Origin of the sequence: Heliomicrobium modesticaldum Ice1, assembly GCF_000019165.1 — a bacterium.
Taxonomy (GTDB): domain Bacteria; phylum Bacillota; class Desulfitobacteriia; order Heliobacteriales; family Heliobacteriaceae; genus Heliomicrobium; species Heliomicrobium modesticaldum.
This window is the reverse complement of the sequence record NC_010337.2, coordinates 695,119-716,752: the sequence shown is the minus strand read 5'-3', so window position 1 is coordinate 716,752 and position 21,634 is coordinate 695,119. Positions and strand designations below refer to the sequence as shown.

Sequence of the window (21,634 nt, the reverse complement as noted above, 5' to 3'; positions counted from 1 at the left end):
AAGGGGCGCCGCTGGTTGAGGGCTTTTGTAAGGGTGTACCTGTCTTCGATAAAACCTATAGGCAAGGGGAATGCTGATGGCGGCGATGATTGAGATCAAAGGTTTGCATAAGAAGTTTGGCGCCCTCCATGTCCTGCGCGGTGTGGACATGAAAGTGCAGGAACGGGAAGTCGTCTGCATTATCGGGCCTTCCGGTTCGGGGAAGAGCACCCTCCTGCGTTGTATCAACCACTTGGAGGAACCGACAGAGGGATATATCACCGTTGATGAGATCCTGCTGACGCACAAGGAGACCGATATCAACCGGGTCCGTGCCGAAGTGGGCATGGTCTTCCAACGCTTCAACCTGTTTCCCCATATGACGGTGTTGCAGAACATCACCTTGGCGCCGGTGCAGGTGCGCAAGATGGCAAAAGGCGAGGCCGAGAGCTTGGCGCGAGAGCTGTTGGCCAAGGTGGGCTTGTCCGAGAAGGAGCAGGCCTATCCGGAGCAGTTGTCCGGCGGTCAGCAGCAGCGGGTGGCCATTGCGCGGGCGCTGGCCATGCGGCCGAAGATCATGCTCTTCGATGAGCCCACCTCTGCCCTCGATCCGGAAATGGTCGGCGAGGTGCTCAATGTCATGAAGGATCTCGCCCGTGAGGGGATGACGATGGTCGTGGTGACCCATGAGATGGGATTCGCCCGCGAGGTCGGCGACCGGGTTATTTTCATGGATGAGGGCGTCATCGTCGAGGAGGGCACGCCGGAACAGTTGTTTGGCCAAGCCCAGCAGGAGCGAACGCGCGCTTTCTTAAGCAAGGTCCTGTAATCAAGGAGGAGCTGGGAGCATTGCAACGGCGCCTGCCGCCCTATGTGCAGTACCTGTCTGACGAGATCTTTGCCGGGAATATACAGGCCTTGGCGACGGTGCAACCGCCTTTGGCGGAACGGATGGCCCGGTATAAGCCGCCCTATAACCAGCCCTTTCAGGTGGAACCGGCGCAAAGTGGCGACCTGACGCTGTTGGTCGACACCGGTCGGGAGCGCCTGTTTTTGCTTTCTCCGGTCGACCCCTGTAAACAAGCCCGGGAATGGGTCGCTGAGGTGGCGGGAGCGCCTTCCAGCCTGCTTGTCGTTTTCGGTTTTGGCCTGGGTTATACGATCGAAGTGCTCCGGCAGATCATTCCCAGCCAAGGGAAAATGGTGGTCTTCGAGCGATCGATCGACCTCTTCTGGCTGGCCCTGTGGACGGTGGATCTGCGGCACGTCCTCGCAGACAGCCGCATCCGCTTCGCCATCGATGTAGATGCGGCCTCTGTCGGCCCCATCATGCACCGGTTGAACCTTTCGGCCAGCGATGCCCTGACGGCGCAACTCTATGAGTTTCATTATCTGACAGCCCTTTTTGACGGCTACTACGACCAGGTGAAAGGGGCGCTGCAGGAGTACTTCCAGACCCAGCAGATCGCTGTGGCGACTGAGAACTACTTCAGCCTGACCTGGACGCTGAACTTCTTGCAGAACCTGCCTGCGGTGCTCTCTGCATGTCCCGTTCAGCACCTCTATGGGCGCTTCCCGGCCCTGCCGGCCGTCGTCATCGCTGCCGGACCATCGCTGGAGAAGAACCTGGAAGGCCTCCGCGAATTCGCTCGTTACGGCCTCTTGATCGCTACGGCGCCGACATTGCGCGTCCTGCAACAGCGCGGCATCCGCCCGCATCTCCTCTTGTCCATCGATGGAGGAGCGCCCAACTACAGCCATTTTCAAGGCCTCGCTGTTGATGACGTGCCGCTCGTCTTTGACGCAACCCTCTATCCCCCCATTTTGAAGGCCTACGGAGGCGGAGGAAAGCGCTTCGCCCTTTTGGCTTATGACAAGGCGGAGCTCTACGGCATCCTCGACGGCGCGGTAGACGTGGCCGCCGCTTCTGTCAACGTCGGCGCTTCTGTGGCTAATCTGGGCCTCGTCTTGGCCTATCGCTCTGGTTGCGATCCCATCGTTTTCGTCGGCCAGGATCTGGCTTTTACGGGAAATCACTCCCATATCTCCGGTTCCGCCTTCGACAGCGCTGTAGACGAAGCCGGCATGAGCCGCTACATCGAGATGGACGACATCTATGGGCAGAAGACCTATACGCAGGAGACCTGGCTTGCCTTTCGCGAGTGGTTTCGCTGGTTCATTAAGGGGCATCCTGATCGGCGCTATATCAATGCTACAGAAGGCGGCATCGGCATCCCCGGCACAGAGGTGGCAACGCTGGCCGCGGTGATAGGGCAGCTGAGGGAGACGAAAGCCAGTCAGGGAAGGAATGCCTCCGACCAAGCGATTGCGGCCGCCTTTCTCCAGGGGGTCCAAGCGGCCTCGCAGGGGGCGGCGCAGCGGGACGCCCAGATTGTAAAAAAGCTGAAAAATCTGCATGGCCACCTGCGGCGGATCCTAGAGGGATGCGAAAAAGGGCAGGAGCTGATAGCAAAGTATCAGCGCTTCGTGACGAGCAGGGTGGATATTGACAAGCCCTTTGCCCAATACTATCGCAAGCTCGATAAGATCCGCCGGCAGATAGAAGGGGATCATGAGGCGATGGGCTTTTTGCGGCTTGCCTTCCGGCCTATTGTCAATCAGTTGGAACAATCGGCGATCCTGGCCGATGTGACGGACAAAAGGGAGGCTCTCGCCCATGATCTGATGCGAGGGCAGCTCTTTTTTATAGAAGTGGGTCGCCGTTCCGGCGCGATCTTGGCGCAAGTGGAACGAACCATGGCGGTGCTGCAATCTCCCGATAGGGGCAGTTGATCCTGCGAAAGATAATGCAGACAATCTTCTGTTTTTTCCGCTTATAAGGGCAGGATTTTCAGTGTTCTCCGGGGAATAGTACCGATAAGAACCGGCCACAACGAGAAGGAGATGATGTTGAATGAACATCCAAGTTCGTGGCAAAAACATCGAGGTCACCAACGCCCTGAAGGAGTATGTGGTCAAACGTCTGTCCAAGCTGGAGAAGTACTTCCACAACATCGGTGGCGCCCGGACGACTCTGGCTGTCGAAGGGGACATGGCCAAGGTGGAGGTGACCGTTCCGGCAGGCGACCTGCTCCTGCGGGCCGAAGAATCCCATCCCGATATGTATGCCGCCATCGATCTGGTCTTTGAAAAACTGGAAAAACAGGTCGACGCCTATAAAACGAAACTGTCCCGGCGCCTGAAAGGGCAGGGGTTCAAGGAATTTGCCGCTGCAGAGAAGAACGGCGCCACAGAGCCTCGAGTGGTCCGTTCCAAGCGATTTGCTTTGAAGCCGATGCCCGTCGATGAAGCGATCATGCAGATGAACCTGATCGGCCACAGCTTTTTCGTCTTCTCCAACGCCGAAACGGAGCAGGTCAACGTAGTCTACCTGCGCAAGGATGGCAACTACGGCCTGATCGAACCGGAGTTCGACTGACCGATCCCGGATGAAAGGGCACAGAACCACTCCCCGTGCCGATAACCTAACCGAATGCCAACTGAGGCGCCTGCAAGGCGCCCTTTTTCATGGGCCCGTGCGCCTTCCATTGCATCGCCGGACCTCCCGATGCTACAATAGTACTGTTTACGAGCGAATCGGAAACGGCCCGATAGGACGGCGCTTGGTGGGAATGCTTAGGAGGCGCCGGCCTGTCGGATATCTGAAAGGGGTCATTTTCTTGTTTGGCTTTTTGAAAAACCTCCTGGACGACAATGCCCGGGATATCCGCCGGTTGCAGAAGACTGTCGATCGGATCAACAGCATGGAACCGGAATGGCAGCGGCTCAGCGACGCCGACCTGCAGCACAAAACCGTCGAGTTCCGTCAACGGCTGGAAAACGGGGAGAGTTTGGATGACCTGCTCCCCGAAGCCTTCGCCACCGTTCGCGAAGCCTCCCGGCGGGTGCTGGGCATGCGCCACTTCGATGTGCAGTTGATCGGCGGGATGGTCCTTCACCAAGGGCGGATCGCCGAGATGCGGACCGGCGAAGGGAAGACGTTGGTGGCGACGCTCCCGTCCTACCTGAATGCCTTGACCGGTCGCGGCGTCCATGTAGTCACCGTCAACGACTACCTGGCCAAGCGGGATGCCGAGTGGATGGGCCGGATCCACCGTTTCCTCGGCCTTCAGGTGGGCCTCATCATTCACGGCCTTGATTTCGCCGAGCGCCGTGAGGCCTATGCCGCCGACATCACCTACGGCACGAACAACGAGTTCGGCTTCGACTACCTGCGCGACAACATGGTCATCCAGCCCCAGCACATGGTGCAGCGGGAATTGCACTACGCCATCGTCGACGAGGTGGACTCGATCCTCATCGACGAAGCGCGGACGCCGTTGATCATCTCAGGTCAGGCGAATAAGCCGACGGAAAAATACTACGCCGTCGCCCGGATCATCCCGCGCCTGACGAAAGATGTCGATTACAAGGTCGACGAGAAGGCCCACTCGGTCGTGCTGACCGAAGAGGGCGTCAGCCGGGTGGAGAAGATGCTCGGCATTGACAACCTGGCCGATTCCCTGGACTGGGCCCACCATGTCAACCAAGGCCTGAAGGCCCATGCCCTGATGCGGCGCGACCGCGATTATGTCGTCAAAGACGGCGAGGTCATCATCGTCGATGAGTTCACGGGCCGCCTCATGTTCGGCCGCCGCTACTCGGAAGGGCTGCATCAGGCCATCGAAGCCAAAGAAGGCTTGGAAATCCAGAACGAATCGCAGACGCTGGCCACCATCACCCTGCAGAACTACTTCCGCATGTACGACAAGCTCTCCGGCATGACCGGTACGGCCAAAACGGAAGAGCCCGAGTTCATGCAGATTTACAAGATGGATGTCGTCCAGATCCCCACGAACAAGCCAATGCAGCGGAAGGACCTGCCCGATGTGGTCTACCGGACTGAAGAGGGCAAATTCAACGCCGTCGTCGAAGAGATCGTCCAATCTTTCCGCCGCGGCCAACCGGTCCTCGTCGGCACTGTATCGATCGAAAAATCGGAGCAGCTCTCTGACAAGCTGAAGCGGCGCGGCGTCCCTCACCAGGTGTTGAACGCCAAGCACCACGAGAAAGAAGCGGAGATCGTCAAAAATGCCGGCCAGCGGGGCATGGTCACTATCGCCACCAACATGGCCGGACGGGGGACGGACATCATCCTCGGCGAAGGCGTCGCCGAGCTGGGCGGCCTCTACGTCATCGGCACCGAGCGCCACGAAGCTCGCCGCATCGATAACCAGCTCCGCGGCCGTTCCGGTCGCCAGGGCGACCCCGGCCAGACCCGTTTCTATGTCTCGCTTGAAGACGACCTGATGCGCCTCTTCGGCGCCGAAAACATCCAGGGGGTGATGGACCGCCTGGGCATGGACGACTCGATGCCCATCGAGTCGGGCATGATCACGAGGGCCATCGAGAACGCCCAGCGCCGCGTCGAGGCCCGCAACTTCGATATCCGCAAACACGTCCTCCAGTATGACGACGTGATGAACCAGCAGCGGGAGGTCATCTACGACCAGCGCAAAAAGGTGCTCAACGGGGAAAACCTGCGCGACACCGTCTTCGATTTCATCGACACCCTCGTTGAAAACATGGTCAACCGCTTCGCCGGCGAAGAGAAGTATGTGGAGAACTGGGACCTGCCGGCTATGCTCGCCTATGCCGAGGAGACCTTCCAGATCGCCGTCACCGCAGAGGATCTCCATGAGATGGAGAAGGAAGAGGTCATTGCTTTCTTCCAGGAAAAGGCCCAGGAGCGGTACAGTCAGCGCGAGCAGGAGCTGGGCCTGGAGACGATTCGCGAGCTGGAGCGGATCATCCTCCTGCGCGTCGTCGACTCCCACTGGATGGACCACCTGGACGCCATGGACCACCTGCGCCACGGCATCGGCCTGCGCGCTTACGGCCAGAAAGACCCCCTTGTGGAGTACAAGTATGAGGCCTACAGCATGTTCCAGGAGATGATCGCCAGCGTCCAGGAGGAGTTCCTGCGCTACATGTTCCGGGTGAACGTCGTGGTGGCTCAGGCAGAGGAGGAAAAACAGGAAGCAGAAGCAGAAGCAGAAGCGGAGACGGTGCTCAAAAATGCCGTCGAAAACCGTTCCGACGACTCCCTGCCCAAACAGCCGGTCAAAGCGGAACCTCGCGTCGGCCGCAACGACCCCTGTCCCTGCGGCAGCGGCAAGAAGTACAAGAAGTGCTGCGGGGTTAAAGGGTAAGGTAAGCCTGCGCAGCCCTTAGCGGCCGGAGCCAATACAACTTGATTTACTGAGATGCTAACCTCGAAATAACAGGACATCATCACAACAGGACATCATCGTCGCGAAAGGAACGATTTCCCGTGTTTAGCGAAGTGAAACGAGAGCTGGGGCTCCTGGAGACCCGGCTGGACGAACTGAGGGATTCACTTTGACCTGGCGGTCAAAGAGGAACGCATCGCCGAACTGGAGCAGATGATCCAGGAACCCGGCTTTTGGGACGATACGGAACGAGCCCAGAAGACGATGCAGGAACTGACGGGTCTGAAGGACAAGGTCAAGGCCTACCGGGATCTGCGCAGCCAATGGGAAGACCTCTGCGTCCTGCGCGAGTTGGGCGCCGAGGAGAACGACGCCGAAATCCTGGCTGAGATCGAGGCAGGGATCCAGACGATCACGGCCGAACTGGACCGCTGGCATCTGGAACTGCTGCTCAACGGCCCCTATGATCGCAACAACGCCCTGCTCACCCTCCATGCCGGCGCCGGCGGCACTGAAGCGATGGACTGGAACGAGATGCTCCTGCGCATGTACATCCGCTGGGGCGAGAAGCGGGGCTATAAGGTGGAACTCCTCGACTCCCTCCCCGGCGATGAGGCGGGGATAAAATCGGCCACCCTCTCTGTGGTCGGCGAGAACGCCTACGGCTACCTGAAAGGCGAGATGGGCGTCCACCGCCTGGTGCGCATCTCTCCCTTCGATTCCTCGGGCCGCCGCCATACCTCCTTCGCCTCATTGGAGGTGCTGCCCGAGGTCAGCGACGGCGCCGAGATTCAGATCCGTCCGGAAGACCTGAAGGTGGACACCTTCCGTGCCGGCGGCGCCGGCGGTCAGCACGTCAACAAGACTGAGTCGGCTGTCCGCATCACCCATATCCCCACCGGGATCGTGGTTGCCTGCCAGAGCGAGCGCTCCCAGATCCAGAACCGGGCCACGGCCATGCGCATGCTGCAGGCGAAGCTCTTCGAACGCCAGCGGCAGGAGCAGGAGGCCGAGGTCAACCGGTTGAAGGGCGACCAGCAGGACATCGCCTTCGGCAGCCAGATCCGCTCCTACGTCTTTCACCCTTACAACCTGGTCAAGGACCATCGGACCAACACCGAGGTGGGCAATGTTCATGCCGTCATGGACGGCGAACTGGACGAGTTCATCTCGGCCTATCTGGTCTGGTCGACGAAACAAGATAACAGGCTGTAAGGCAGATCGGCCCGGGCGCAGATCCCTCCCCATCCATACTCACAGCAAGGTGCGAAAAGCCCTGTCTCCGGAGCGGAGGCGGGCTTTTCTTATTCGTGCGTAAAGTTCATGCCTTTTTCGTTTTTTCGTGCCAAAGGACGCAGGATTTGGCTCAAATGGTGCAGAATATTGTCGAGATTGCTTGCAATCGCGATTTGCTTGTCAGGATTGTCAGAAGGGAGTATCGCAGATGAGTGAAGCCATCATACAGCGCCTGGAAGCGACAGCCAGGCAGATCCGCCGTCACATCATCGCCATGACCCACGCAGCCGGCAGCGGCCATCCCGGCGGATCCCTCTCGGCAGCCGATATGGTGACGGCGCTGTTTTTCAAAGAGATGCGCATCGATCCCCAGAACCCCCGGTGGCCCGACCGGGACCGCTTTGTCTTAGGCAAGGGCCATGCCGCCCCCGTCCTGTACGCCGCCTTGGCGGAGCGCGGCTTTTTCCCTGCAGAGGAACTGAAGGGGTTGCGCCAGACGGGCCACTTCCTGCAAGGGCACCCGGACATGAAAAAAGTGCCCGGCGTCGACATGTCGACAGGTTCGCTCGGTCAGGGCTTGTCCGCCGCCGTCGGCATGGCTCTGGGCCTGCGCCTCGATAAAAAAGACGCCCGCGTCTGGGCGCTCCTCGGCGACGGGGAACTGCAGGAGGGCCAGGTCTGGGAGGCCGCCATGGCCGCCGCCCACTATAAGCTTGACAAGCTGGCCATCTTCATCGACGACAACGGCCTGCAGATCGACGGCCCTGTCAAAGAGGTCATGTCCAGCTACCCTATCGTCGATAAGTTTCGGGCCTTCGGCTGGAACGTCATCGAGATCGACGGCCATGCCATGCCGGCCATCCTGGAGGCCATCGAAAGGGCGAAAGCCGCGACGGGACGTCCCACCTGCATCGTCGCCCACACAGTCAAGGGCAAGGGCGTTTCCTTCATGGAAGACCAGGTCGGCTGGCACGGCACGGCGCCCAACGCCGAAGAAGCCGCCATCGCCCTGAAAGAATTACAGTGAGGGAGGCAGCCTGATGAAAAAGATCGCCACCCGTGACGCCTACGGGCGCGCCTTGGCCCGATTGGGCGGGGAGAAGGCCGACCTGGTCGTCCTCGACGCCGACCTGGCCAAATCGACAAAGACCATCGACTTTGCCAAAGTCTACCCGGAACGCTTCTTCGACATGGGCATCGCCGAGCAGAACCTGATGGGGACCGCCGCCGGGTTGGCTGCTGTCGGCAAGATCCCCTTCGCCAGCACCTTCGCCATGTTCGCCACCGGACGGGCTTTTGAACAGATCCGCAACTCCATCGCCTACCCGAAGCTGAACGTGAAGATCGCCGCCACCCACGCCGGCATCACCGTCGGCGAAGACGGCGCCTCCCACCAGACGGTGGAGGATATCGCCCTCATGCGGGTGCTGCCTAACATGACTGTCATCGTGCCGGCCGACGGCCCCGAGACGGAAGGGGCCATCCGCTGGGCCGCTGAGCACGAGGGCCCTGTCTACATCCGCCTGGGCCGCCTGGGCGTGCCGGTCATCAACGATGAAGAGAGCTATCGATTCACCCCCGGCAAAGCCGTCACCCTGCGCCAGGGGAGGGATGTCTCCCTCATCGCTACGGGCCTCATGGTCAGCATCGCCCTGGAGGCGGCGGCAGCGCTGGCCGCCGAGGCGATCGAGGCGGAGGTGCTGAACATCCACACGATCAAGCCCATCGACGCCGAGTCGATCCTGGATTCTGCTGTTCGGACCGGTTGCGTCGTCACGGCGGAGGAGCACTCCGTCATCGGCGGCCTAGGCTCGGCTGTCGCCGAAGTCCTCGGCGAAGGGCAGCCCGTTCCCCTGGAGCGGGTCGGTCTCAAAGATACCTTCGGCGAGTCGGGCAAACCGGATCTGCTGCTGAAGAAGTATGGCCTGACGGCCGAAGCTGTCGCCGACGCCGCCCGGCGGGCGATGGCGCGGAAAGGATAGGCGAATACCGGTGGGAATTTATCCCTTTTTGGGCGAAAAGCGTAACCCGAAAGAGGATATGACGCTTTTTTGTCGAACAACCTCCCGATGGGGGTTGTTGTTTTTATGATACAGATGTTTAACGTCTCAAAGACCTATGCCAATGGGGTACAGGCGCTTGTTGACGTAAACGTTCGCATACAGAAGGGGAGCTTCGTCTTTCTCGTCGGCCCTTCGGGTGCAGGGAAATCGACCTTTATCAAGCTGATCTTCCGGGAAGAGGTGCCGACGCGCGGCCAGATCCTCTTTGACGGCCGGTCTCTCGTGCGCATGCGCGAGTCGGAGGTTCCCTACCTGCGCCGCCAGATCGGCGTCGTCTTCCAGGACTTTCGCCTGCTCCCCAATAAGAGCGTCTATGACAATGTGGCCTTCGCCATGGAGATCGTCGAAGCGTCGTCGAAGCGCATCCGCCAGCGGGTGCCCCAGGTGCTCGAAATGGTGGGCCTCGGCAAAAAATCTGACCTGCTGCCGAATCAGCTCTCCGGCGGCGAGCAGCAGCGCGTCTCCATCGCCCGGGCCATCGTCAACGACCCCATGCTGATCATCGCCGATGAGCCGACAGGTAACCTGGACCCGGAGACGGCCCAGGAGATCATGAACCTTTTGCTGGAGATCAACCGTCGCGGCACCACCATCATCATGGCCACCCACGCCAAAGACATCGTCGACAGCATGCGCAAACGGGTCATCGCCATCGAGGGCGGCCGCATTGTCCGCGACGAGGAACGGGGCAGTTATGAGCAGGAGCGGGGGTTGCCCCGATGAAAGTGCAGACCTTCGGCTACTTCTTCCGGGAAGCCTTCCGTTCCATGTGGCAAAACGGCTGGATGAGCGTCGCCTCGATCTCGACGGTGGCCATCTCCCTCTTGATCCTCGGCATCTCCCTGCTGCTGGTGATGAACAGCCACTACGCCGCCGCTGCCATCGAGTCGGATCTGGAGATCGTCTTGTCCCTGAAAAACGACATCGACGCCAAGCAGACCCAGGCCGTGGCCGACAGGCTGCGCGGCAACAGCCGCGTGGCCGAGGTGATCTTTGTCTCAAAACAGGAAGCCATGTCCGCCATGCGCAAGCAGGTGCGGCCGGAGCTGTTGCGCGCCCTCGGGGAAGACAACCCCTTCCCGGATCAGTTTCGGGTGAAGGCGAAGGATCCCAACGATGTGGCTTCCCTCGCCGACGAATTCGGCAAGATTCCCGGGGTGGAACTGGTCAAATACGGCCAGGGCGTCGTAGAGCGGCTGCTCCGGCTGACCCAGTGGGTGCGTATCGTCGGACTGTCGGTGATGGGCCTGATCGGCCTGGCCGCCGTCTTCCTGATCTCGACGACGATCCGCTTGACCGTCTTCGCCCGCCGCCGCGAGATCAACATCATGAAATTCGTCGGCGCCACCAACTGGTTCATTCGCTGGCCCTTTTTGCTGGAAGGCACCTTCTTGGGGCTGATCGGCTCTCTGTTAGCCATCGTCTTGGTCTACGCACTGTATACGCCTGTGGCCGAATATGTGCGCACATCACTGCCCTTTGTCCCCCTGCGGGCCGATAGCGGCTTTTTGCTGACCATCAGCCAGATCCTCTTGGCCTCAGGCGTCTTCATCGGCGCCCTGGGCAGCAGCATCTCCTTGCGCAAGTTTTTGAAGGTATAGGCTTCTCACGGAAATTGTCGAAAACGGGAAGGAGAGAACCGATGCGACAGCGCCTGCTTATCCGCGGCTTGTCGGCCGGGCTGGCGACCGCCCTTCTGCTGGGCATCGCGACGCCCGGCGTCCGCCTGTTTCCCCTGAATGCGGCCGTGGCCGATGAACTGCAGAGCAAGCAACAGGAACTGGACGAAGTGCGGAGCATGATCGAAAAAACCCGGCGCGAACTGAAGGAAAAAGAGCGACAGCATCAGGGCGTGTTGGGAAAATTGGCAGCAGTCAAAAGCGAGATGAACCGGACGGAGGTGGCGCTCTACGACCTGAACCGCAAGGTGAAGGATGTGGAGGGGCGCATCGGGACGGCGGAAAGAGAGATCGCCGACGCCCAGAAGCGCCAGGCGTCCCAGACCGAGGCCTTGAAGACGCGCCTGAAGGATATGTACATCAATGGCAGCGTCTCCTACCTCGATGTGATCCTGCAAGCGAGCAGTTTCACCGACTTTTTAACCCGCATGGACCTCATGGAAAAGATCGTCGAGAGCGACGCCCGCTTGATCGCGAAGATTGAGGCTGAGGAGAAGCGGATCGCGGAGCGCAAGGCCGAACTGGAGAGGCGGCGCGCCGAACTGGCCCAGCTGCGGGAACAGACGGCGGCCCAGAAGGTGCTCCTGGCCCAGCAGGCCCAGGAGACCCAGCAGGTGCTCGCCCAGGTGGTCAATGAAAAGGAATCGATCGAGCGGATGCTCGATGAAGAGGAAGCGGCCTCTCGCCAGCTGGAGGCCGTCATCCGCTCCCTGCAGATGAAGCAGAACCGGCCCAAGATGGGCAGCGGCCCGATGGCCCACCCCGTGCCCAACAACACCGCAGTCTCGTCCCCCTACGGCAACCGCATCCACCCCGTCTTGAAGAAGGCGCGTTTTCACACGGGCGTCGACTTCCCGGCTCCCACGGGCACGCCGATCCATGCCGCCCAGACGGGCGTCGTCGCTATGGCCGGCTACTACGGCGCCTATGGCAACACGGTGATCATCGACCATGGCGGCGGAACGGCCACCCTCTACGGCCACATGTCGGTGATCAATGTGAGCGACGGCCAGACGGTGCAGAAGGGCGATATCATCGGGCAGGTCGGCTCGACCGGTTGGAGCACGGGACCGCACCTGCACTTTGAAGTCCGCGTCAACGGAAACCATACCAACCCCATGCCCTACATCGGCGGCTGATTCCCTGCATAAAAGGCCGTCCATGCGAATAGAGTGGAGAGAAGCGGAAAAACATGTAAGGTGGTTGAACGCATTGGCCGGTCGTCGAAGTGGCCCTATCCTCTTTATTGTTCTCGTCCTCCTCAGCAGCCTCCTCCTGACCGGTTCCCTGGCCATGGCTGCGCTGGGCGACGCCCAGAACGTGGGCAATCTGATCAAGGTCGTCCGGCTGGTGACCACGGAATACCTCGAACCGGTGTCAGTCAACGACCTGGTCAACGGCGCCATGAAGGGCATGGTGGCCGCCTTAAAAGATCCCTACTCGGTCTATATGGAACCGAAGGAATACAAGCACCTCACTGAGCAGATCGAAGGCGCCTTCACCGGGATCGGTGTCTATATCAACAAAAAAGACACGAACCAGATGGTCGTCGTGTCGCCGATCAAAGGCGGTCCGGCCGAGCGGGCCGGCCTCAAGTCTGGCGATGTGATCGTCAAGGTCAACGGCGAAGACGTGGCCGACATGGATGTCGATGTGGCCGTATCGAAGATCAAGGGACCGGAAGGGACGGAGGTGAACCTGACCGTCTTCCGGGAAGCCTCCAAGAGCCTCCTTGAATTCAAGATCAACCGAGAAAAGGTCAATATCCCCGTGGTCACCGCCGAGATCGCCAAAAAAGACAGCCATGTGGGCGTCCTGCGCATCAGTCAGTTCAACATGACCGCCTCCAGCGAGGTAGACCGGGCGATCCAGGACTTTAAGGATAAAAAAGTTAAAGGGATCATCATGGATCTGCGCGACAACCCCGGCGGTGAACTGCGGGCGGCCGTCAACATCGCTTCCCACTTCGTTCCCAAAGGGCGGGTCGTCTCGGTGGTCGATCGTGAAGGCCGCAGCGAAAACTACGAGACGACGCGCGAGTACATCAACATCCCCGTCGTAGTGCTGATCAACGGCGGCTCGGCCAGCGCCTCGGAGATTGTCGCCGGCGCCATCAAAGACAGCGGCACCGGCGCCCTCGTGGGGACGAAGACCTTCGGCAAGGGTGTCGTCCAGTCCCTGATCGAACTGAGCGGCGGCGCCGGCGTCAAACTGACGACGGCCAAGTACCTGACGCCGAAAGGTAACGACATCCACAAGATCGGCATCGAGCCTGATGTGAAGGTGGAAGCGGAAAAAGCGAACGGCGCCTCTGCCCACGGCGGGGAGGAAGCCGATGTGCAGTTCGACAAAGGCCTGGAAACGCTTCGAACGATGATGAGATAATCGTTCATGACTGATGCCGCGGCGGAGCGCTGCCGCTTTGTCTGTGTGATGATCGGTTCAACACAACGTTCCTGACCCCGTCAGGTCGCAAGCGATGATGAAAAGGGCTTTTCACAAAAAACTAAAGGTTGGCGATCACCCCGATGGCACCTTGGGATCTGATCCGACTGGTCCTGGAGGCGATGGAAGTCCTCCTCTTGCAACCGCAGGAATACCCGTCTTTTTGGGTATTCCTTTTCATCATTGCCCTCCTCTACCGGCGCCAGAGCCGGTTGAAAGCGGAGTTGTTCCAATTGGAACGGGAGGGCTGGTGGCGGCCCGTCCTCTACTCGGCCGTCTACGGCGTCATCGCCGGTTTTTTCGGCTCATTGCTGATGCTCTTTTTCGGGATCACCATCGTGGCGGCCGGCTTTATCTACCTCCTGCCAGTGGCGCTGCTGCTGGCCCTGATCAACGTGCGCTACATGTGCTACGCCTACGCGGGCGGCTTGATCTCCCTAGCCGCCTTGTTCATGGGCTGGCGTGAGGTCAGCGCAGCGCAGATCATGGGGCTCGTCGCCATCTTGCACCTGGTGGAAGCTTTGCTGATCTACCTCTCGGGCCACCTGAGCCGCCTGCCTGTCTTTATCGCCCACCGCAAGGGGATGACGGTAGGTGCCTTCAACCTGCAGAGTTTCTGGCCCATCCCGCTGCTGGTGCTGACCCTGCTGCCGGTCCCTGTAGATAGCGGACTGCCCTGGCAGGAGATCGCCACGCCGGACTGGTGGCCGCTGATCGCGCAGCCCCCCTTCGACTACGACGCGGCCAAGGAGATCGCCGTCCTCTTTCCCTTGCCCATCGTCGCCCTTCTCGGCTACGGCGACCTGGCCGTCACCCGCTTGCCGGCGGCGCACGCCCGCCGCTCGGCGGCGCACCTCGCTCTCTACAGCGCCATCCTGCTCGCCCTGGCTGTCGTCGCCTCTAACGTCCCGGCTCTGGCCGCCCTCCCGGCGCTCTTCGGCCCCCTCGGCCATGAGGCGCTGATCCTCTGGAGCCGGCGGCGGGAGATGAAGGGAGTGCCGATCTTCACCCCTTCCCTGCGAGGGCTGCGGGTCCTCGACATCGGCGCCGGATCGCCGGCAGACCGCCTCGGCCTGCGCGCCGGCGACGTGGTGGGGCGGATCAACGGCATGACGGTCTTGTCTAAGCGGGATATGGCCATCGCCCTGTCCTGGTCGCCCAGCGATGTGGATGTGGAGTACCTGCCTGGCGGGCAGGGGACTGTATGGAAGCGGGGGAGTGTCGTCAAGGGCTGGAAGGAGCCGCTCGGCCTGATCGCCGCGCCTGATCCGGAAGAGCCACCGTTGGTGAAGTTGGAGACGGGGGGGATATTGGCGAGGCCGCTGGCGTGGTTGCTGGGGCTGTGGCGAGGGAGGAGGTAGTTTAAAACAAAACCGGCACCGTGTCGAAAACGATGCCGGCTCGCGAAAGGTTCGATTATCCCCGCATCCCTAGGTTGAAGCTGAGCACCTCCAGGTTTACCGTCAAGTCGATGTTGCGGACCTTCACCTCGGGCGGGACGTTGAGGACCGTGGGCGCGAAGTTGATGATGGCGGTGATGCCCGCCGCAATGAGCGCTTCGGCCACCTGCTGGGCCGCGTCGGCGGGGACGGTGATGATGCCGATGCGGATATCCTTCTCCCGCACCGTCTCGGCCAATCTCTCCATGGGCAGGACGGACAGGCCGTTGGGCAGCTCGCCTTGCTTGGCCGGGTTGGCGTCGAAGAGGGCGATCACGTCGAAGCCGCGATCCTGCAGCCCCCTGTACCCGGACATGGCCAAGCCCAGGTGACCGGCGCCGATGATGATGACCGGCCAGGTCTGGTTGACACAGAGGAGTTTATCCACCTGGGAACAGAGTTCCCGGACGCGGTAGCCGACGCCGCGGATGCCGAACTCACCGAAATAGGAGAGATCCTTGCGGACTTGGGCCGACGGGATGCCGACGGCGGCGCCGATCTCGTCGGAGGAGATTATGTCAATGCCTTTGCTGCTCGCCTGGTTCAAAAAACGAGAGTAGAGAGAGAGCCGGACTACGGTCGGTTCAGGGATCTTCAACATTTTCATCTGGGAAACCTCCGCTAGCGTTTATACTTCTAGGTCTAGCTTCATATCTTTAGTATAATACAAATAAAATGCCGAGGATAGCGCATCCCGCAGCGCCTGCGCATCTTTGATAAAAAAGTCGATCATTCCCTCATCTCAAGCGTTTTGGAGAATGGTCACGAAAAGGCGATATTTTATCACGAGGGGCGGTCGGTTGCAGGAATCCGAGAGAAGATCGCGAAAAGCTACGGCTAAGCGGAGTTGCCTTCAGCCGCCTGGTGGCATGGCCGTTACCGGCTTGTTGCCTTAATGACGGGCATTCTTTGTTTTCACTGACTTGTTTCATTGAACATACGAGGAGGGTTCTCATATGTTTTGGCGCAAATCGGCAGATGAATCAGAGCCCCGCCCCTACAGGGGACCGAAACCGACGATCTCGCTGCAAGATCCTTCCTTTCAACTGTCTGTCCGTTTCATCAAGCTGACGCCTGAGCAGTTGGAACTCCTGCAGGAAATCAGGCCCATCCTGGAACAGAACGTTGATGCGGCCGTGGAGGCCTTCTACGGCCACCTCGGCGCCATGGCGGAGATGCGCGAGTTTATCGACCGCACCACCACCGTCGACCGGCTGAAAAAGACCATGCGGAACTATATCCTCAGCCTGGCGCCGATGAAGATCGATGACAACTATGTGTTCGAGCGCTACAAGATCGGCAAGGCCCATGACCGCATCGCCCTGCCGCCCTATTGGTTTACATCAGCTTACCAATTGCACTACAACTTCTTGATCCCCAAAATCATGGACGCCTACAAGGACAAGGAACGGGCCAAACAAGCGGTGACGGCGCTGTTGACGATCACCAACCTGGATCAGCAACTGGCCATGAGCAGCTATATCGAGAGCTACACATCCGGTTTGTCAAAGAAAGAAGAGTTGGAGAGGATCCTGAACGACCTGACATCGCTGCAGCAGCAGGTCAACGACGCCAGCCAGAGCCTGGCCGCCACGGCGGAGGAGACAGCCGCTTCGGCAGCGCACATGTCCACGTCGGTGGAACGGATCACCCGGAACGTGACCGAGGCGGCCAAGCACTCCGCCGAGGTCGTCACCCTGGCCAAAGGCGGCGAAGGACAACTGAAGGAGGCTGTTCAAGCCATCCGAGAGCTTTCCCAACTGATGCTGGATATGAAGCAGAAGATCGCCGCCCTCGATGTGAGCTCCGAGAAGATCTCCTCCATCGCCGAGGTCATCCAGGGCATCGCCTCTCAGACCAACCTGTTGGCGTTGAACGCCGCCATCGAATCGGCCCGAGCCGGGGAACAGGGCCGCGGCTTCAACGTCGTCGCCCAGGAAGTGAAGAAGCTGGCGGGCAGCTCGGAGCAGTCGGTGAAAGAGATCGCCGAGATGATCCAGCAGTCGCGCCACCATACGGCTGATGTGAGCGGGTCGATGGAGCAGAACGCCAAATCGATGGAGCGTGTCAATGAACTGGTAGACAAGGTGGTCCAGGGCTTTTCCCAGATCATCCAGTCGATCGCCCTCAATCAGGAACAGATGCGGCAGATTTCCGATGAGGTTGTCACGCTCAGCACGACGGCCCATGAGATCGAAAACGCATCTGAGTCAGTGGCCCACTCGGCAGAGGAACTGGCGATGATGGCCCAGGAAATCAAACAGTAGACGAGCCAACTGCCTCGGTGGAAACGATTCAACAGTTTCGGTGGAAACGATTCAACAGCCCCGGAAGACGCCTGAGTTTCGGACGTCATCCGGGGCTGTTTGCATCATCTCCAGGCGCTGGTCGCAGCCGTCGCTGTCGCAGGCTGCCGAAACCGGCTTTCATCGCCGAGGCCAGCGTGCATTGCCAGGTCAGCGCGGATCCCTTCCGCAGCAGCCAGGTCAAAATCCGCATCGAGCGCCGCCAGGAGGCCGGCGTAGTGGTCGGCGACGGCCTGTAGGGCACGGTGCCGCGCTTCTTCCAGCCGTTGCGCCAGCAGGGGGGCGTAAATGGCCTTGACCACGACGGATGCATCGGACAGGTAATTCTGCACGGGGGTGCGGAGGCTCTCCTCCAGTTGTGACCGGAGGCGGTTGCGGCCGGAACCTTCGAAGAAGTCCTTGGGGTTGCCGAACCCGTTGGGCAAGACGCGGAGGGCTTCAGAGCGGGAGAGGGAGAGCTGCTCCGGTATTTCCAGTGCCGGCAAGGCCACCGGCTCATAGGCCGGCAGGGCGCAGCGGGAGTCGATGGCCCCGATGGACTGGGCCAGCTTGTTCCGGTACTGGCCGGCGCGCTTGTGAACGAACTGCTCCAGGCGCAACGACGTAGCCCGGATCTCCTGGGCCAGTTCTTTCTCCAGGGTCTGCAGCAGTTCCTCCAGGCAGTGCTGCATGCTTTGTTTCGTGATGTTGCCTCGTGAGTCCTGGAGGACAGACGGGTTGAAGTAGCGGTCGTAGAGATCGCCAAAGCGGTAGAAGATCCGCTGGTTGACGTAATAGATCAATTCATCGGCTTCTTTGTCCAGGAGATCGCCGTCAGCGTCGACGCTGACGGCGCTGACGGCCCGTTCCGCCTCGAGACGGGAGGTCTCACAGGCGACCCGTTGGCGCCGGCGCGCCGACGCGTCCAGGCGGGCCGCTTCGATCATATCGTCTAAACCGGCAAGACAGCGCTGTATGTCCCCCTCAGCGGCGGAGACGGCGATCTGAGTCAGCTCATGGAGGGTAAAGCCGTAGAAGTCGGCTTCAAAACGGTCATAGCCGGAGAGGGAAAAAGCTGCCGACCAAGGGAGCAGTCCAGCGCTGTCAGCGATACTGCCTTCGATACTGCCTTCGATACTGCCTTCGATACTGCCTTCGATACTGCCTTCGATACCGCCTTCGATACCGCCTTCGATACCGGCCCCGATTCCGCCCCCGATTCCGCCAATGCCCTCTCTGGCGGTCCCAGCTTTTCGCACAGCGGCGAGCGAATTTGTCCGCTGCCGGTAGGTCTTCTTCTGGGAAGCCGTCAACAGCCCCAGTTCGCCCAGGCGGGCCAGCAGCGCCGTCTGGCTGGAGACGGTGTAGAGGCGGGGTTTGCTGATGCCGCAGGCGGTGATCCGTTCGGCCACATGGCGTTGCACCTCGGCCAGCTCGCCGGCGCTGCGGGCCAGGTCGGCGGCGTTGATCAGGAAGAACATCTTGTCCAGACCGAAGCTGTCTTTCACCCGACCCAGTTGGAAGAGGAAGTCGCGGTCGGCATGGGAAAAGGCGCTGTTGAAGTAGGTGACAAAGAGGATGGCGTCGGCCTTTTTAATGTAGTCGAAGGCGACGCCGGTGTGGCGGGCGTTGATCGAGTCGGCGCCGGGTGTGTCGACGAGCATGACGCCGCGGGCGGTGAGGGGGCACCGATAGTACAGCTCGATCCACTCGACGAAACAGGCTTTTTCCTCACTGGCCACATAGTCCTGGAAGGCGTCCAGGTCGATGATCTGTTCTTCGCCCAGGCGGCTCTCGACGGCGCCGATCCCGCGGGCGACGGCCCGGAGAAAGGAGTAGTGGGGCTTGGCTGTCGGGTGGATGTCGCCGGGGGAGATCTCATGGAGCCGCCGCAGCGCCTCGGCCATGTTCGAGGCGGCCACATCGCAGGCGCTGAGGGAATGGAGAACGTCGCTCTCGATGTCGGCGGCTGTCTTCAGGCGGACGCGCACTGTGCCATGGGGGTTCTCTTCGTTCGGTGGGAGGATCTTGTTGATGGCCGCTGTCGTCGGGTTGGGCGAGACGGGCAGCACCGGGCGGCCGAGAAGGGCGTTGGCCACCGACGATTTGCCGGCGCTGAAGGCGCCGAAGAGGGCGACGGTAAAAATATTTTTCTCCAGCCGTTCGGCCCGGCTGGCGAGCTCTTCGGCGATATGGGCGAAGCCGGGCAGGGGCGCCACGGCGGCGGCGCAACGGCGCAAGCGCTGCGCCGTGTGCTGCAGGATCGGTGGCGTGGCGCCATCGGATAGGCCGGTCGCGGCATTGAGCGCAGGCGCAGCGAGCAAGTCGGCGGCTAGGTCAAAATCCGAACGGCCGGAGGCGGCGCGTTCTGGTGCCGATTGTTCGCGAAGCGCCTGACCCAGGCCAGCCAGGGGATCGGGCGCCGTCCCGCTCACGGCAGCAGCGGTGCCGCCCGTTCCCCCTGCCGCGCTGTCTGCAGTCTCTGGCGGGGGGGAGAGCAGCGATTCCATCGGCACGACCTCCGGTAGACCGCGATGCAAGGCGGCCAGCAACTCGTTGCGGCTTTTTCGCTCTGCCTGCTCCATCTTATCCAGCGTTTTGATCGCGTCAACCAGCGGTTGCAGGGGCTCCAGCTGGCGCGTCAATTGCTCAATTTGCCGGGCTGCGGCCCTTTTTGCCAGCTGGACGGCCTCTTCGGCCAGGGCCAGGGCTTCCCGGCGGTAAAGGGACTTCACCTCGGCGGCGATGTCGCGGGTATAGTTGTGGACGTACTCGTTGCCGACGACAGCGCCTTCGCGGACCAACCGGGCGAGCAGGTCGGCGCCCCAATGGACGGTGAGGCTGTTGGCGCGCTGAATGTATTCGCCGTCGGTCACCCCGTGCCTTTCGGCTACCCGGGCGAGGACGTCGCGCAGGTGCCACTCCAACTGCGTGGAAACATGCTGGCGAAAATCGGCATAGACCGCCGCAAGCCGAGTAGCGATTTCCTTTTTTGTCTTTTCGCTGGAAAAAAGGAAGCCCACCTTGAAGCCGGAGCTGCGGCTTTCCAGGTAGCGGCGGGCCAGTTCCGATGTGGTGTGGGGGGTGATGCGGGCGTTTTCCACGACCCGTCGGATCTCCCGGTCCAGTTCCTCCTTAAGCCGCTGGGGCGCGCGCTGCAGTTCATCGATCCGGCGGCTGACCTGTCCGTAGCTTTGCAGCGCCTCTTCCAGGTCTTCCGCCGCATCCAGGAGGGCTTGCAGCCGCTGGCGTTCCTCCCGGTCGGCCTCAGCGAGACGCCGGCAATGGTCGTCGATCAACTGCCGGGTCGCCGGCAGGACAGAGGCCACAAGCAGTTCTTCTTCATGGCGGAAGAGATCCCGAAGGCGCGCCTTCAGGCGGGGAAGTTCGTTCTCCGGATGGGACGGGTCGGAAAGGCTGGTGAAAAAGATCCCCTCGGGCTGGATGTCCCAGGCGGCGAAACTGGCGGCGGAACTGCGCCGAAAGTAGTCGAAGTCGAGTTCAAAGTCGCAGTGCTTGTCGATCTGGTTGACGATCAGGAAGACCGGCTTGCCCCGTTCCTTGAGGCGTTTGGTGAAAGAGAAGTTGATCTCGGACTGGACGTGGTTGTAGTCCATGACGTAAAAGATGACGTCGGCGGCGACGATGGCGGGATCTTCGGCGAGACGGCGGGCCGCCTCTGCTGAATCGACGCCGGGCGTGTCGACGAGGTCGACAGCGCATCCGAAGAGGTCGATGGGAATGGCGATATCGACGGAGTGGGTGTCAGTGCCGTCGAGGCAGTGTTCCTGCACCCCTGAAAGGTTGGCGAAGAGGTCCAGTTCGACTGTTTCGCCGCTTTTGAGCCGCGCCCTGGCAGAGGCGGGTCCGGAGCGGACAGTGACGATGTTGGCACTCGATGGGATGGGGCTCGTCGGCAAGATGTCATCGCCGATCAGGGCGTTGATCAGCGCCGATTTTCCGCCGGAGACGTGGCCGCAGAAGGCGATGCGCAACTGCCGTCGGCGCAGTTTGCCGATCAGGGTTTCGGCGGCGTAGGCGGCGTGCTCGTCGCGGCTTTGGCGAAAGCGGTCGGCCAGGGTCTGCAGCCGTTCGATCAGCATCGGGATGATCGCCGATGCCGGGAGAGGGTTTGTCGTCAATTTCACGCACCTACTTGACAAAATACAAAAGTATTGAATAACCCGAAGGAAGCCGTGGCGTTCCTTCTTTCTCGCTCATTTAGAATAGCATATTCAACATGTATGTAAAGGAATAAAAAAAGAGAAAAAATTC

15 protein-coding genes are annotated in these 21,634 nt (G+C 60.7%); 13 read left to right on the top strand and 2 right to left on the bottom strand.

All coding sequences use genetic code 11. The features are described 5' to 3' along the window. Positions 1-85: 85 nt before the first annotated feature. The 12 genes from HM1_RS03225 to HM1_RS03170 all read left to right on the top strand — a co-directional run bounded on the left by HM1_RS03225 (position 86) and on the right by HM1_RS03170 (position 14,996). The gene (locus tag HM1_RS03225; protein ID WP_041314487.1) at positions 86-808 is read left to right on the top strand and encodes an amino acid ABC transporter ATP-binding protein; all 723 of its coding nucleotides are present in this window, start codon (positions 86-88) and stop codon (positions 806-808) included. 20 nt (positions 809-828) lie between these two features. Beyond that, positions 829-2,772, top strand: a complete 1,944-nt coding sequence (locus HM1_RS03220) for a motility associated factor glycosyltransferase family protein (protein WP_012281847.1) — start codon at positions 829-831, stop codon at positions 2,770-2,772. A gap of 121 nt (positions 2,773-2,893) precedes the next feature. Then, entirely contained in the window at positions 2,894-3,418 is a 525-nt protein-coding gene (hpf, locus tag HM1_RS03215) for a ribosome hibernation-promoting factor, HPF/YfiA family (RefSeq protein ID WP_012281846.1), read from the top strand. Positions 3,419-3,659: 241 nt separating this feature from the next. Further along, the gene (secA, locus tag HM1_RS03210) at positions 3,660-6,191 is read left to right on the top strand and encodes a preprotein translocase subunit SecA (protein ID WP_012281845.1); all 2,532 of its coding nucleotides are present in this window, start codon (positions 3,660-3,662) and stop codon (positions 6,189-6,191) included. A gap of 122 nt (positions 6,192-6,313) precedes the next feature. Then, a protein-coding gene (prfB, locus tag HM1_RS03205) for a peptide chain release factor 2 (protein ID WP_148207069.1) occupies positions 6,314-7,427 on the top strand; the annotation gives its coding sequence in 2 pieces (ribosomal slippage) (positions 6,314-6,382 and positions 6,384-7,427; 1,113 coding nt in all). Positions 7,428-7,656: 229 nt separating this feature from the next. Beyond that, the gene (locus tag HM1_RS03200; RefSeq protein ID WP_012281843.1) at positions 7,657-8,475 is read left to right on the top strand and encodes a transketolase; all 819 of its coding nucleotides are present in this window, start codon (positions 7,657-7,659) and stop codon (positions 8,473-8,475) included. Positions 8,476-8,485: 10 nt separating this feature from the next. Then, positions 8,486-9,430, top strand: a complete 945-nt coding sequence (locus HM1_RS03195) for a transketolase family protein (RefSeq protein ID WP_041313211.1) — start codon at positions 8,486-8,488, stop codon at positions 9,428-9,430. 105 nt (positions 9,431-9,535) lie between these two features. Next, positions 9,536-10,234 carry a cell division ATP-binding protein FtsE gene (gene ftsE / locus HM1_RS03190; RefSeq protein WP_012281841.1) on the top strand — a complete coding sequence of 233 codons (699 nt, stop codon included), beginning with the start codon at positions 9,536-9,538 and terminating at the stop codon, positions 10,232-10,234. Further along, positions 10,231-11,112, top strand: a complete 882-nt coding sequence (gene ftsX / locus HM1_RS03185; RefSeq protein WP_012281840.1) for a permease-like cell division protein FtsX — start codon at positions 10,231-10,233, stop codon at positions 11,110-11,112. Before ftsE ends, ftsX begins: the two co-directional genes overlap by 4 nt. Positions 11,113-11,153: 41 nt before the next feature. Further along, a complete protein-coding gene (locus tag HM1_RS03180; RefSeq protein WP_012281839.1) occupies positions 11,154-12,329 on the top strand; it encodes a murein hydrolase activator EnvC family protein in 1,176 nt (391 codons plus the stop codon). A gap of 73 nt (positions 12,330-12,402) precedes the next feature. After that, positions 12,403-13,575, top strand: a complete 1,173-nt coding sequence (locus tag HM1_RS03175) for a S41 family peptidase (protein WP_012281838.1) — start codon at positions 12,403-12,405, stop codon at positions 13,573-13,575. A gap of 143 nt (positions 13,576-13,718) precedes the next feature. Beyond that, a complete protein-coding gene (locus tag HM1_RS03170; RefSeq protein WP_012281837.1) occupies positions 13,719-14,996 on the top strand; it encodes a PDZ domain-containing protein in 1,278 nt (425 codons plus the stop codon). A gap of 55 nt (positions 14,997-15,051) precedes the next feature. Here the strand turns inward: HM1_RS03170 and HM1_RS03165 are convergent, their stop codons facing one another. Beyond that, entirely contained in the window at positions 15,052-15,681 is a 630-nt protein-coding gene (locus tag HM1_RS03165; RefSeq protein WP_012281836.1) for a redox-sensing transcriptional repressor Rex, read from the bottom strand. A gap of 349 nt (positions 15,682-16,030) precedes the next feature. Here HM1_RS03165 and HM1_RS03160 point away from each other — a divergent pair, with 349 nt between their 5' ends. After that, positions 16,031-17,341, top strand: coding sequence for a globin-coupled sensor protein (locus tag HM1_RS03160; protein WP_012281835.1), 1,311 nt, complete (start codon positions 16,031-16,033; stop codon positions 17,339-17,341). A gap of 104 nt (positions 17,342-17,445) precedes the next feature. Here HM1_RS03160 and HM1_RS03155 read toward each other — a convergent pair whose 3' ends face one another. Next, complete coding sequence (locus HM1_RS03155) at positions 17,446-21,507, bottom strand: dynamin family protein (RefSeq protein WP_012281834.1); 4,062 nt, start codon at positions 21,505-21,507, stop codon at positions 17,446-17,448. Positions 21,508-21,634: the final 127 nt, after the last annotated feature.

Bases quoted from the DNA above. Each gene is read 5' to 3' on its own strand.
- HM1_RS03165 (WP_012281836.1), bottom strand. From the start codon at position 15,681: ATGAAAATGTTGAAGATCCCTGAACCGACCGTAGTCCGGCTCTCTCTC.
- ftsX (WP_012281840.1), top strand. From the start codon at position 10,231: ATGAAAGTGCAGACCTTCGGCTACTTCTTCCGGGAAGCCTTCCGTTCC.
- HM1_RS03160 (WP_012281835.1), top strand. From the start codon at position 16,031: ATGTTTTGGCGCAAATCGGCAGATGAATCAGAGCCCCGCCCCTACAGG.
- ftsE (WP_012281841.1), top strand. From the start codon at position 9,536: ATGATACAGATGTTTAACGTCTCAAAGACCTATGCCAATGGGGTACAG.
- HM1_RS03180 (WP_012281839.1), top strand. From the start codon at position 11,154: ATGCGACAGCGCCTGCTTATCCGCGGCTTGTCGGCCGGGCTGGCGACC.
- HM1_RS03200 (WP_012281843.1), top strand. From the start codon at position 7,657: ATGAGTGAAGCCATCATACAGCGCCTGGAAGCGACAGCCAGGCAGATC.
- HM1_RS03225 (WP_041314487.1), top strand. From the start codon at position 86: ATGATTGAGATCAAAGGTTTGCATAAGAAGTTTGGCGCCCTCCATGTC.
- hpf (WP_012281846.1), top strand. From the start codon at position 2,894: ATGAACATCCAAGTTCGTGGCAAAAACATCGAGGTCACCAACGCCCTG.
- HM1_RS03170 (WP_012281837.1), top strand. From the start codon at position 13,719: ATGGCACCTTGGGATCTGATCCGACTGGTCCTGGAGGCGATGGAAGTC.